At 69.4% G+C, this 11,909-nt stretch carries 10 protein-coding genes and 1 pseudogene; 5 read left to right on the forward strand and 6 right to left on the reverse strand.

What is annotated here, in order from left to right; translation table 11 throughout:
- Both QZ609_RS18925 and QZ609_RS18930 read right to left on the reverse strand, forming a co-directional pair.
- The coding region (locus QZ609_RS18925; protein WP_295498013.1) for a methyl-accepting chemotaxis protein at positions 1-1,115 on the reverse strand (1,115 nt) is incomplete at its 3' end.
- Positions 1,116-1,222: 107 nt separating this feature from the next.
- On the reverse strand, positions 1,223-3,934 hold the full coding sequence (locus QZ609_RS18930; RefSeq protein WP_295498015.1) for an EAL domain-containing protein: 2,712 nt from the start codon (positions 3,932-3,934) through the stop codon (positions 1,223-1,225).
- A gap of 235 nt (positions 3,935-4,169) precedes the next feature.
- Between QZ609_RS18930 and QZ609_RS18935 the strand changes: the two genes are divergently transcribed.
- From QZ609_RS18935 to QZ609_RS18945, 3 genes are all read left to right on the forward strand, one after another.
- A complete protein-coding gene (locus QZ609_RS18935) occupies positions 4,170-5,348 on the forward strand; it encodes an alpha-D-ribose 1-methylphosphonate 5-triphosphate diphosphatase (protein ID WP_295498017.1) in 1,179 nt (392 codons plus the stop codon).
- Between the two features lie 27 nt (positions 5,349-5,375).
- Positions 5,376-6,119, forward strand: a complete 744-nt coding sequence (locus QZ609_RS18940) for a DUF1045 domain-containing protein (RefSeq protein ID WP_295498018.1) — start codon at positions 5,376-5,378, stop codon at positions 6,117-6,119.
- Between the two features lie 64 nt (positions 6,120-6,183).
- The gene (locus QZ609_RS18945) at positions 6,184-6,693 is read left to right on the forward strand and encodes an MgtC/SapB family protein (protein ID WP_295498020.1); all 510 of its coding nucleotides are present in this window, start codon (positions 6,184-6,186) and stop codon (positions 6,691-6,693) included.
- A 12-nt stretch (positions 6,694-6,705) separates the two neighbouring features.
- Here QZ609_RS18945 and QZ609_RS18950 read toward each other — a convergent pair whose 3' ends face one another.
- The 3 genes from QZ609_RS18950 to QZ609_RS18960 all read right to left on the reverse strand — a co-directional run bounded on the left by QZ609_RS18950 (position 6,706) and on the right by QZ609_RS18960 (position 9,320).
- Positions 6,706-7,521 (reverse strand): hypothetical protein, encoded by an 816-nt coding sequence (locus tag QZ609_RS18950; protein ID WP_295498033.1) that lies wholly within the window; start codon positions 7,519-7,521, stop codon positions 6,706-6,708.
- Positions 7,522-7,556: 35 nt separating this feature from the next.
- Positions 7,557-7,937, reverse strand: a complete 381-nt coding sequence (locus tag QZ609_RS18955) for a hypothetical protein (RefSeq protein ID WP_295498022.1) — start codon at positions 7,935-7,937, stop codon at positions 7,557-7,559.
- Between the two features lie 198 nt (positions 7,938-8,135).
- Positions 8,136-9,320 (reverse strand): MFS transporter, encoded by a 1,185-nt coding sequence (locus QZ609_RS18960; protein WP_295498025.1) that lies wholly within the window; start codon positions 9,318-9,320, stop codon positions 8,136-8,138.
- Between the two features lie 252 nt (positions 9,321-9,572).
- On the opposite strand from QZ609_RS18960, the gene dacB reads away from it, so the two are divergent.
- Together dacB and mobB are read left to right on the forward strand one after the other, a co-directional pair.
- Entirely contained in the window at positions 9,573-11,114 is a 1,542-nt protein-coding gene (gene dacB, locus QZ609_RS18965) for a D-alanyl-D-alanine carboxypeptidase/D-alanyl-D-alanine-endopeptidase (protein WP_295498027.1), read from the forward strand.
- Positions 11,111-11,626, forward strand: a complete 516-nt coding sequence (gene mobB / locus QZ609_RS18970; RefSeq protein WP_295498029.1) for a molybdopterin-guanine dinucleotide biosynthesis protein B — start codon at positions 11,111-11,113, stop codon at positions 11,624-11,626. The genes dacB and mobB overlap by 4 nt, the downstream gene beginning before the upstream one ends.
- Positions 11,627-11,696: 70 nt before the next feature.
- Here the strand turns inward: mobB and QZ609_RS18975 are convergent.
- Positions 11,697-11,909 (reverse strand): annotated as a pseudogene (locus QZ609_RS18975) (SGNH/GDSL hydrolase family protein); the annotation flags it as partial.

Genomic DNA, 11,909 nt, shown 5'->3' on the forward strand with positions numbered 1-11,909 from the left:
CGCGCATCGAGCGTGAGCAGCGGCTCCTGCACCGGCGGCAGCGCGCGATCGGTGAATTCGGTAAAGCGCGCCAGGTGCTGCGGCGGGTCGGTGTCAGGCACCGGCTGGTAGTGGCGGTCGAACAGGTCGCCCTCGCTGATGTCGCCGCGCGAGAGCGCCGCCTCGAACAGCGCGCCGATGCGCCGGGCGGTGGCCTGCACCGCGTCGATGAAGGGCGTGTCCGCGCTCTGCACGCCGGTGGAGGCGGTCAGCCGGATCAGCGTTTCCGACGTGCCCAGCAGCCCCGTCAGCTGCTGCCGCGCGTTGTCCATGTTGCGGCTCGATTGCGTGACGCCCTCGGCCATGGCGTCCACCTCGCGCGCGAGCGAGGCGCATTCGTCTTCGATGGCGGCGGTGGAATCCGCAATGCTGGTGGCCTCGGCGTCGAAGCGCGCGATGGCCTCGCCAGCCACGCCGATCACGGCGCCGATGGCCTGCGTGCCGCTGTCCACCCGTTGTGCGCGGGCCACGTTGGCGCTGCTGTCGCCGATCAGCCGCTCGGTCTGGCCGGAGAGGTCGGCCAGGGTGGACTCGATGCGGCGCGTGGCGTCGGCGGTCTGGCCGGCGAGCTGCTTGACGGCGCTGGCCACCACCGCAAAGCTGCGGCCCGATTCACCGGCGCGCGCGGCCTCGATGGCGGCGTTGATGGCGAGCAGGTTGGTCTGCTTGGCAATCTGCGAAATCTGTTCGGACGCCTGGGCCACCTGCACCAGCGCGTCGCGCAGCGCGGCAATCTGCTGCTCCATGCCGGCCACACCGGTGGCGAGATCGCGGATGTCGCGCAGCGAAGCCTCGACCGTCGCACGCGAGTCGCCCACCTCTTCGCTCGCATGCGCGGCCACTTCACGCGCATGGCGCGCGGCCACGGCAATGTCGTGGTTGCCGCGCATGGTGGCGGCCGCCGCGCCGCGCAGTTGTTCGAACACCTCGGCCTGGCGGCGCAGGCGCACCGCCACGTCTTCCACGTTGCCCGACACCTCGCAGATGCCGATGCCGACACGCCCCGCCTCTTCGGCAATGCGTGCCACCAGTCCGGGCGGCGCCTTCGGGCCGCGACCCCAAGCCAATCGCTTCACTGCGGATGTCTCCTGTACGGTTGTGGTTGCCTCTGGCGGGCTTAGCCGACTCACCTGATTGGGTTATCGGCGGGATGCAGACGGGCTTGAGCGGTACAACCGCGACGTTACGTCGCGTCGGCCTGGTGCAGGTTGCGCAAACGCCGTTCGTAGGCGGCGGCCGTCATGGGCGCGCCGAACAGGAAGCCCTGCAGCTTGTCGCAACCGGCCGCCTGCAGGAACTCGGCCTGCTCCAGCGTTTCCACGCCCTCGGCGGTGACGGTCATGTCCAGCGACGCCGCCATCGCCACCACCGCGCGCGAGATGACCACCGAATCGCGGTGGCGCGGAATGCCCGACACGAACGAGCGATCCACCTTCAGGTTGTCGATCGGGAAGCGCTGCAGATACGACAGCGACGAATACCCGGTACCGAAATCGTCGATGGAGATGCGCACGCCCAGCGCCGTGAGCGCGTCCAGGATCGGCATCACCGCCGCCGTGTCGCGCATCAGCAGGCCTTCGGTGATCTCCATCTCCAGGGCCCTGGCCGGCAGGCCGCTCTCGGCCAGGCAGCGCGTGATGGTCGGCACCAGGTCGTCGCCAAACTGGCGCGGCGACAGGTTCACGGCGATGAAGAAGTCCGGTGCGCAGGCCTTGCGCCACTCGGCGGCCTGGCGGCACGCCTGTGCCAGCACCCACTCGCCGATGCCGAGGATCAGCCCGGCATCCTCGGCCACCGGGATGAACTCCGCCGGCGACACCTCGCCCAGCTCCGTGCTGTGCCAGCGCAGCAACACCTCGGCGCCGCCCATCTGCATGGTCGTGGCATCGACGATGGGCTGGAAGCGCAGCGACAGCTCGTCGGCCGCCAGCGCGCGCCGCAGGTGGTGCTCGAGCTGGAAACGCCGCTGTGCCCGCTGCGACAGCCGCGCGGTGAAGACGCGATGCTGGTTGCGCCCGTTCTGCTTGGCGTTGTACATGGCGGCATCAGCGCAGCGCAGCAGCGTGGCGGCGTCCTCGCCATGCTCGGGATACGCCGCAATGCCGATCGACGCGCCCAGGTAGTACTCCGTGCCGCCGGTCGAAAACGGCTGCGCGATGGCGCCAACGATGCGCTCGGCCAGGCGTTCAGCCTCGGACAGCGAGCGCACGTGGTCGAGCAGCACGACGAATTCGTCGCCGCCCAAGCGCGCCAGCGTATCGCTCTGCCGCACGCACGCCGACAGGCGCTGCGCCACGATGCGCAGCAGGTGATCGCCAGCCTCGTGCCCAGCGGTGTCATTGACCTTCTTGAAGCCATCCAGGTCCAGGAACAGCACCGCCGCCTGGCGGCCGTCGGTGGCCGCCTCGTCCAGCACAGCCTGCATGCGCTGCGAGAAGTACGCGCGGTTGTACAGGCCGGTGAGCGCATCGCGCTGCGCGAGAAACTTGAGCTGCTGCTCGGCCGCGCGCGCCGGGCCGATGTCGTTGAACGAAATCAGCACGGCGGAAGGCGCGTGGTCGCCCGGGCGCGTAATGGGGAGCACGTTCTGATGCACCCACACCACGTCGCCGTCGATCAGCTCCAGACCGATCGTCAAACCCAGCAGCGGCCGCCCGGTGGTGAACACCACGCGCGTGGGCCGCGCATGGAAGGGAATCTCGCTGCCGTCTTCATACAGCGAGCGGCGCATCAGCATCAGGTGGCTCGCCCCCACCGGCGACTGCGTGCCCGCCCGCAAGATGCGACGCGCGCTCGGATTGCACGCGAGGATGCTGCCGTCCGCCGCCTGCACCACGATGCCCTCGGTCAGGTTGTCGACGGCCAGGCGGTAGCGCTCCTCGCTGTCCTGCAACTCGCGCGCGATGTGCGCCTTCTGGATCGCGACGCCGACGATGTCGGTGATGGCGTCCAGCAACTGCGTTGCCGCATGCGTGGGCGCCCGTGGCGTGTCGTAGTAGACGCCCAGCGCGCCGATCATCTGGGCGTTGTCGCCGCGGATGGGCGTGGACCAGCACGCGCGCAGGCCGAGCGGGCGGACCAGGTCGCGGTAGTCATCCCACAGGGGGTCGGTCTCGATGTCTTCCACCACCACGCGCGCGTTGCGGAACATGGCGGTGCCGCACGACCCCGCCCCCGGCCCGATCGCCAGGCCGACCAGCGCCTCCGACAGCATATAAGGCAGTGACGGCGCCACAGCCCGCGTGATGTGCTCGCCGTCGCTGCACAGCAGGACGGAGCAGATCGACCCGTCGTCCAGCAGCGACTCCACCAGCCGGCAGACCTCACCCAGCAGGTCGAGCATCGGCACGTTGCGCGAGCTGAGTTCGAGCACGGTCTTCTCGCAGCGCAGCAGTTCCTTGGCGCGCGCGGTTTCGGCGGCGAGTGCTCGGTAGTTGGCTTCGGATTCGCGCAGTGCCTGCTCGGCCTGCTTGCGCTGGCTGATGTCGCGCGCCACCACCTGGACGGCGGTGCGCCAGCCCAGCTGCACCGGTGCCGACAGAACCTCCACGTCCACCGGGGTGCCGTCGACGCGCACCAGCGTCTGCTCGACCGGCGGCAGCCCGGCGCCGTGCTCGACGATCCACTCGCGGCGCTGGCGCGCGAGCTGCACGGAATCGCCGTGGACGAATTCGTCCAGCTCGCGCCCGACGATGTCGCGCGCGCTGGCCGCGCCAAACAGCCGCACGCCCGCCTCGTTGATGAAAACGATGATGTCGTCCGCCACGATGTACAGCGCATCCGGCATCTGCCGGACCAGCGCCTCGTAGCGGTCGTCTGCGAGCGGTAGCGGCCGGGATTCGGTCACGTCTGGGCTACCGGGTGAACCGGGCCGCTCGGCGGAAGTGGCGTCCATAGGGGGGATCGGGGATCAACGCCCGGCAGTTCTCCCATCTTGTTTCTCTGGATAACGACCATGGTGTCGGGAAAGTTAAGGCGTCTAGACCGTCTCCCCTACTTCATGGTGGTGCGGCATGCACCGAAAGATGGAGTGCGCGTCGATCGCGCCGCCAGTTGCGGCACAATGCAAGACAACCCATCTTCCAGCGTGCGGCTTTGCATCGCGCGCCAATTTGTTCCGATTTCTCCCGATGCAATCGTTTTCGTCATCACCCGCCGGCCTGGCCGGGCTGGTTTCGCGCCGCATGCTGCTGGCAGACGGGCTTGCGCCCGCCGCCCTCCACTTCGACGGCGCCGACATCGCCGCGTGTGATGCCCAGCCCACGCGCGGCATGCTCGACTGCGGCGACCTGCTGGTCCTGCCCGGCATCGTCGACCTGCACGGCGATGCCTTCGAGCGCGCGATCATGCCGCGCCCCGGCGTGGCCATCCCCTACGCCACCGCGCTGGCCGATGTCGACGCCCAGCTGCTGGCCAACGGCATCACCACGGCCTTCCACGGCGTCACGTACTCCTGGGAAGGCGGCCTGCGCGGGCATGCCTATGCACAACAGATGCTCGATGCGCTCGAGCACCTGCGCGGCCAGCTCGGCGCCGAGCACTTGGTCCACCTGCGCTTCGAGCTGCACCATGCCGACGGCGTGGACGCCGCGCTGGCGTGGATGGCGGCGGGCCGCGTGCACTTCCTGGCCTTCAACGACCATCTGCCGATGATGCAGGGCAAGCTGGGCGACACACGCAAGCTCGGCCAATACGCCGACCGCGCCGAGTGCGACCCCGACACCTTCCGCGCCCGCCTGCACACCGCCGCCGACAATGCCGCCGTGCTCGACACGGTGGTCACGCGGCTGGCGCAGGCAGCGCGCCGGTACGGCATCCGCATGGCCTCGCACGACGATCCGGATATCGCCACCCGCGATGCCTTTCACGCACACGGCTGCACCGTCGCCGAGTTTCCGCTGACGGAAGCGGTGGCGCAGGCCGCGCGGGCGCAAGGCGGCGACATCGTCTTCGGTGCGCCCAACGTGCTGCGCGGCCGCAGCCACCACGGGGCGCCCGATGCCACCGCCATGGTGGCCGCCGGCCTGGGCACGGTGCTCGCCTCGGACTATTACTACCCGGCGCCGCTGGCCGCGCCGTTCCGGCTGGCCGAGCGCGGCGCGGCGACGCTGCCGCAGGCGTGGGCGCTGGTGTCCGCCAACCCGGCCCGCGCGGCGGGGCTGGCCGATCGGGGTGCGCTCGCGCCGGGGTTGCGCGCCGATGCCATCATCGTCGACGACCGCCAGCCCGGCCTGCCGCGCGTGGTTGCCACCGTGGTGGGCGGGCGGCTGCGCTACGCCACCACGCAACTGGCCACCGTGGCCGCCTAGGGCGCGCACCCCAGGGCACGTACTAACATGACCCCACCGCCGCTGCCCGAGGCCTGGCGCTACGCCCTCTACCTGCTGCCGCCCGAGCCCTGGTACACGCTCGGCACACGCTGGCTCGGCCGCTGCGCGCGCAGCGGCGCCGCCATCGATGGCGCCCCACGGCAGGCGCTGGCCCACGGCGCACGCATCGACCTGGCCACGCTCGACCGCTGGACCGAGGCGCCGCGCCACTACGGCCTGCACGCCACGCTCAAACCGCCGTTCCGGCTGGCGCAAGGCCAGGACACCGCCGCGCTGGACGCCGCCCTGCAGCGCTTTGCCCAGCAGCAGGCGCCTTTCACGATCGAGCCCGCCTTGCAGTCGCTGCGCGGCTTTCTCGCCTGGCGCCTGCGCCACGGCACCCCCACGCGCGAGGCCATGCACCGCTTGGCCGATGCCTGCGTGCGCGAGTTCGACGCGTTTCGCGCCCCCGCCCCGGCCACCGAACTCGCGCGCCGTCGCCAGGCCGGCCTGTCCGATGCGCAGGAACGCCATCTCGCGCGCTGGGGCTATCCGTACGTGTTCGACACCTTCACCTTCCACATCACCCTCACCGGCCGGCTGGGCCTGGCCGAGCACGCGGCCTGCCTGCGCGCGCTCGAACCCGCCGACGCCGCGCTGCCGCGTGCCATGCCGGTCGATCACGTGGCGCTGTTCACGCAACCGGCGCCTGACGCGCCTTTCTCCGCCGCGCGCATCTATCGCTTCGACGGCCGCGTGGAAGCGGCCTGATTCGGGCGAAGGCGGCGGCTGCGCCACAATAGCGGCATCGTTTGCCATATTCGGAGGAGATTGCATGACGATCCAGGACATGACCATGCGCTTGGGCGCGGCCCTGGTGGTGGGGATGCTGCTGGGCACCAACCGCTATCTGCACGGCAAGTCGGCCGGCATTCGCACGCTCGGGCTGGTGTCGCTCGGGGCGGCACTGGCGGTGGCGTTCTCGGCCGACGGTTTTGGCATGGACGGTGTCACCCGCACGGTGCAAGGGGTGATGGCCGGCATCGGCTTCCTGGGCGCGGGCGTCATCATCCACCACCCAGGCAACGAGCGCGTACAAGGGCTGACCACGGCCGCCTCGGTCTGGATGGCGGCGACGCTGGGCGCGGCATGCGGCGCGGCGCAATACGCGCTGGTTGGGGTCGCCTCAGTGCTGGCGCTGGTGCTGCTGGTGCTCGGCGGGCCGCTGGAGCGTGCCCTGCAACGCTATTTCGGCAACGGCGCGGCGTGCGACGAGACCCCGGCCAACGCGCACCCGAGCGCCCCGCGCCTGCTAGCGCATCCGTCGGACCCGGTGGAGCGTTGACGCGCCAGGCGCTCAGCGCTTGAGATCGACCACGTTGATCACCTGCGTCTGGCCGTGCTGCTCGACCTCCTGCCGCGCGACCACGCCCAGCTCCGGGCAATACCAGTCGGTGACATGCGCCACGGTCGGCTCGGGTTCGATCGTCTCGTTGCCGAGGTGCAACACGCCCAGGGTGGCCGTGCGCGTGTAGCGGATCGGCCGGCACTGCTGCGGACCGGCCGGCGTTGCCATCGTCTGCGGCCGCCCGACCTCACGCTCGGACACATCCACCTTGGCATGCGCCGCCCGCATGTGCCCGACGCTGATGCCAAGGCGTGGCGACACCACGTCGAAGTCGAAGCTGGAATCGTAGGTATCGCCCGGCAGCATCTCGGCTTCGGGCGCCAGGCCCGCGCCGTACAGGAACATGCCGGAGATGGCGGTACTCACGGTGCCGACCAGGTCGGCATGCTCGCTTTGCGCAAACACGCGTCCGTTGACGCTGACGATGCGTGTGACCACGCCGGCCTCGTCGACCATCAGCTTATGGTCCTGCACCGTCTCGATCGGCCGGCCGCCCAGCGCCACCAGGCCCGATTTGGCGTAGATATGCAGGCCGATCTCGCAGCCGTCCAGCACATCGCGGTTCACGTCGTGCAGCGTGAACTCGACAATCATCGGGGTCTGGCCGTTGCCGTCCAGCCGCAGCCGGCTGCCGTCATGCACCCACGACGCGCTGCATAGCCCGGCGGCGTGCGCGGGCATGGCCGTCAGCGCAGCCAGCATGGAGACCAGCCCCGCGGCGATACCCGCCCACAAAGAAAAACGCCGATGCATCGGGCGATGCATCAGCGTCGGGGCCTGCGAGCCTTGCGGCACGGTGCTTATTGCTTGGGCGCGCCGTCCTGCTTGTTGGCGCCCTGCGAATACGGGTCGAACTTGTCGCCGGCCTTCGCACCTTGCGAGTACGGGTCGAACTTGTCGCCAGCCTTCGCGCCTTGCGTGTACGTGTCGTACTTGCCGTGCTCGACATTGGCCGGTTGGGCGCCAGGGTTCAGCGCATTGGCGGTGCTGTCGGCGCCTTGGGTGTACGGATCGAACTTCTTGTCGGCGTTGGCGCCCTGCGAGTACGGGTCGAACTTATCGCCGGCCTTCGCGCCTTGGCTGTAGGGATCGAACTTCTTGTCGGTCTGTGCGGTGGCCACGCTGGCGGTGACCGCCAAGACAGCTGCTGCTGCCACGAGGATGAGACGTTGGTGCGACATCTGAAGCTCCTTTCCTATGGGTCGTTTGGGCTGATCGACAGCCTCACTTTTCGAACGAATCCCGGCCAACCTGCGGTCATTTCATGGAAACGACACACGAGCCCGCCGGAGAACCCCCTCTCCTCCCGGTAAGCTATGGCAACGGCACGCGAAAGTCAACGCACAGAAACTGCATGTTTTTTGTGCAAACAACCAGTCTCAACGGCGACCCGCGCTCCGGATCGCCCGCGGGCCCGCCACGGCGATCAGCGCCATCGTCAGCGCCACCAGCGACAGGCCCCAGCGCAGGTTGGAGTGGTGCGCGATCATGCCGATGCACACCGGGCCGATCAGCAACCCCACGTAGGCAAAGCGCGCCACGGCCGCGATGCCCTCGGCGGCCGGCACACCCGGCAGGCGCGACGCGGTGACGAAAAAGATCGGCACCAGGTTGGCCGCGCCCACGCCCATCAGCGCAAAGCCAGCCAGCGCGGCGGCCGGGTCCGGCCACAACAGCGCAAGCAGGATGCCGCCCATGGCCAGCACACCGCTGGCGCCCAGCACACGCATGTTGCCCCAGTGCCCGCGCGCAAAATCGCCGCCGAAACGCGCCAGCGCCATGCCGCCCGAAAACGCTGCATAGCCCGCGCTGGCGACGGCCTCCGGGGATTGCGCGATCTCGCGCATGTACACGGTGGTCCAGTCGTACATCGCCCCCTCGCCGGCCAGCCCCAGGAAGGCCAGCACACCGAGCACGAACAGCGTCCGGCCGGCCGTCGGATGCGCGGGTTCGCCCTCGGCATGGACGTGGTCCGGCAGCATGAACGGCCCCGCGCACAGGGCCGTTGCCATGGTGATGAGCGCCATGCCGCCGCAATGCACGGCCGGCGGTACGCCCCAGTCCAGCAGCACGCCGCCGACCGCCGCGCCCACCATGCCGCCCAGGCTGAACATGCCGTGCAACGACGAGAGGATGGGCTTGTGGTGATTGGCCTCGACGGTGGTCGCCTGTGCGTTGATGGCCACGTCGAAACCCGCATTGGTGACGCCGAACAGCAGCAGCACCGCCAGCAGCGCCGGGTAGGTCGGCATCAGCATGAGCAGCGCGGTCATCAGGCCGAAGGCCACGCCGCCCCGCACGCTCGCGCGCCGCGTGCCGATGCGCGCCACCCACCTGCCGGCGAACTTCATGGCGACGATGGCACCGGCGGCCACCATGAACATCGCCAGCGACAGCGACGCTTCGGACAACCCGAAGCGCGCCTTCACGGTGGGGATATGGATGCCCCAGGTCGCAAACGTTGCACCGTTGGCGAAAAAAACGGCCATGGTGGCCGCGCGGGCCGAGAGGGGCAGGCGGTGGCCGCGCAAGACGCCGGCAGGCTGGACGAGTTCGGAAGACATGGAGACAACGGGGAGGCTGCGCTGCGGCTCGATCGGCCGCAAAGACGCCATGCTACCGCGCCCGCCTGACGGCTGCGTTGCAATGCGTCGTTGCCGACGCAAGCCGGGGTGACGGCCCCGGCGCCCAAGCGAGCCTGGGCGAATTGGCCGCAGAAAGCGGCGCTGCTTGTCGGCTACCGCAGGGGGGTGCTGCGTTAACATGCCTGCGTCCGCACTTGGCGTACCGATGTGCGCCCCACCGCGCCCCTGTCCATGGCCCGAATTCGTCCGACCCGCTTGCATTCCCTGTCGCGCATCGCCCTTGTTTGCGCGGCGCTCGTCTCCGTCACCGCCGCGCCGCTGGCGCAGGCCAAGAAATCCACCCGCGTCCACTCCGCCGCTGCAGCCACAGCGGTCCAGAAGCGGCAGGCCGCGCACAACCCGGCCGGCCTGCCCGCCAATGTCGCGCTGGCCTTTGTGCGGGCGCATATCCCGCTCGACGCGGTGAGCGTGTTCGTCATCCGCACCGGCACCGCCACGCCGCTCCTGCAGTGGAATGCCGATACCGGCATGAACCCGGCGTCGACCATGAAGCTGCTGACCACGTTCGCGGGGCTGGACCTGCTGGGGCCGGACTTCCGCTGGAAGACTTCCGCCTATGCCGACAACCCGCCCGACCGCGGCGTGCTCAATGGCAACCTCTACCTGCGTGGCCAGGGCGATCCGAAGCTGATCCCGGAAGAGCTGATCAAGCTGGTGAGCGACGTGCGCCGCGCCGGCGTCGACGAGCTGGCCGGCAACATCGTGCTGGACCGCACGTACTTCGAGAACGGCATCTCGGAAGCGCCGCCACTCGATGGCGACAGCGCGCGCGCCTACAACGTCGCGCCCGATGCGCTGCTGTATTCGTTCAAGACGCTCACCTTCACGCTCTCGCCCGATGCCGGCAACGGCGCGGTCAATATCGACGTGTCGCCACCGCTGGCGCAGCTGCAGGTCGACAACCAGCTGCAGGTCTCGCGCGGCAACTGCGGCGATTGGAAATCCCGCGCGGACGTGAACATCGCCACCCAGACCGACGGCACCGTGCGCGCCAGCTTCGACGGCCGCTACGCCGGCACCTGCGGCGAGCGCATCTACAACGTGGCCGCGCTCACGCATGCGGACTTCATCTGGGGCGGCTTCCTGGCGCTGTGGCGGCAGGCTGGCGGCACCTACCGCAACCTGCCCGGCCTGCGCGAGGGCAAGGTGCCGCGCCCGGCGGTGCTACTGGCCACGCACTACGGCCCGACGCTCGCCGAGGTCGTGCACGACATCGACAAGTATTCGAACAACGTGATGGCGCGCCAGCTGTTCCTGACCATCGGCGCGGAGATCAGTCGCAAGCCGGCGTCGGTGGAGCAGTCGACGGCGGTGATCAACCGCTGGCTTGCCAAGCAAGACCTGGCGATGCCCGAACTGGTGCTGGAGAACGGTTCGGGCCTGTCGCGCACCGAGCGCATCAGCGCACGCGACATGGGGCGCCTGCTGCAGCAGGCCGACGCCAACCCCAACGGCGGCATCCTGCGTGACGCGCTGCCGGTGGTGGGCGTGGACGGCACCATGCGCAACCGCCTCACGCGCGCCGGCGTGGCCGGCAACGCCGAGATCAAGACCGGCACGCTCAACGACGTGCGCGCCATCGCCGGTTACGTGGAAGGCGAAAACGGCGAGCGCTTTGTCGTGGTCAGCATGATCAACCACCCGAACGCCAGTGCCGGCCAGGCTGCGCACGACGCGCTGCTGCAGTGGATCTACCAGGGCGCACCGCGATGAACACGCAGCCCGCCCTCCTCGGCATCACCGGCACCTCGGGCAGCGGCAAGACCACGCTGATCACGCAACTGATCGCGCGCTTCGTGCGTGACGGCCGCCACGTGGCTGCCGTCAAGCATGCGCATCACGGCTTCGACCTCGACTCGCCCGGCAAGGATTCGTACCGCATGCGCGAGGCTGGCAGCGCTGAGGTCGTGCTGGTGGGCGACCGCCGCCTCGTGCTGATGCGCGAGTACGCCCCCGCGCACGAACCCGAGCTGGCGGACGTGCTGGCGCTGCTGTCGCCCGAGACCGATCTGGTCATTGTCGAAGGCTACAAGCGCAGCGCACTCCCGAAGATCGAGGTGTACCGGCCATCGCTGGGGCGTGCGCCGCTGTGGCCGGCGATTGGTGGGGTGGTGGCGGTAGCGACCGACGTGCCGGCGCAGGTGGAGGCACCGGCTGGCGTGACCGTGCTGGATCTGAATGATGTGGAGGCGGTGTATCGGTTTGCGGTGGAGATCACCCGATAGCGTCGAGCCGACATCCAAAGCAAAACGCCCGCGACCAGCGCGGGCGTTTTGCTTGGACTCACCGCGTCGCTCAGTGCATCACGGTATCCGCCAGCAGGCGCGTCAGCACGTTGCTGGCAATCAGGCGATGGCCTGCAGTGGTGGGGTGCACGCCATCGGCGAAGAGGTAGGTCTGATCGGCACCGGCCGCCACCAGCGTGTTGGCCGAGCAGAACAGCGAGCTGCCGCCTGCGCTCGGCACCAGGGCGTTGATCTTGGTGGCGTCGCAGGCCGGCGTGCTGGT

This window comes from uncultured Ralstonia sp. (assembly GCA_913056305.1).
In the GTDB taxonomy this organism is placed as follows: domain Bacteria; phylum Pseudomonadota; class Gammaproteobacteria; order Burkholderiales; family Burkholderiaceae; genus Ralstonia.

Coding starts and splice junctions, on each gene's coding strand:
- QZ609_RS18930 (WP_295498015.1), bottom strand. CDS start 3,934: ATGGACGCCACTTCCGCCGAGCGGCCCGGTTCACCCGGTAGCCCAGAC.
- QZ609_RS18935 (WP_295498017.1), top strand. CDS start 4,170: ATGCAATCGTTTTCGTCATCACCCGCCGGCCTGGCCGGGCTGGTTTCG.
- QZ609_RS18940 (WP_295498018.1), top strand. CDS start 5,376: ATGACCCCACCGCCGCTGCCCGAGGCCTGGCGCTACGCCCTCTACCTG.
- QZ609_RS18945 (WP_295498020.1), top strand. CDS start 6,184: ATGACGATCCAGGACATGACCATGCGCTTGGGCGCGGCCCTGGTGGTG.
- QZ609_RS18950 (WP_295498033.1), bottom strand. CDS start 7,521: ATGCATCGCCCGATGCATCGGCGTTTTTCTTTGTGGGCGGGTATCGCC.
- QZ609_RS18955 (WP_295498022.1), bottom strand. CDS start 7,937: ATGTCGCACCAACGTCTCATCCTCGTGGCAGCAGCAGCTGTCTTGGCG.
- QZ609_RS18960 (WP_295498025.1), bottom strand. CDS start 9,320: ATGTCTTCCGAACTCGTCCAGCCTGCCGGCGTCTTGCGCGGCCACCGC.
- dacB (WP_295498027.1), top strand. CDS start 9,573: ATGGCCCGAATTCGTCCGACCCGCTTGCATTCCCTGTCGCGCATCGCC.
- mobB (WP_295498029.1), top strand. CDS start 11,111: ATGAACACGCAGCCCGCCCTCCTCGGCATCACCGGCACCTCGGGCAGC.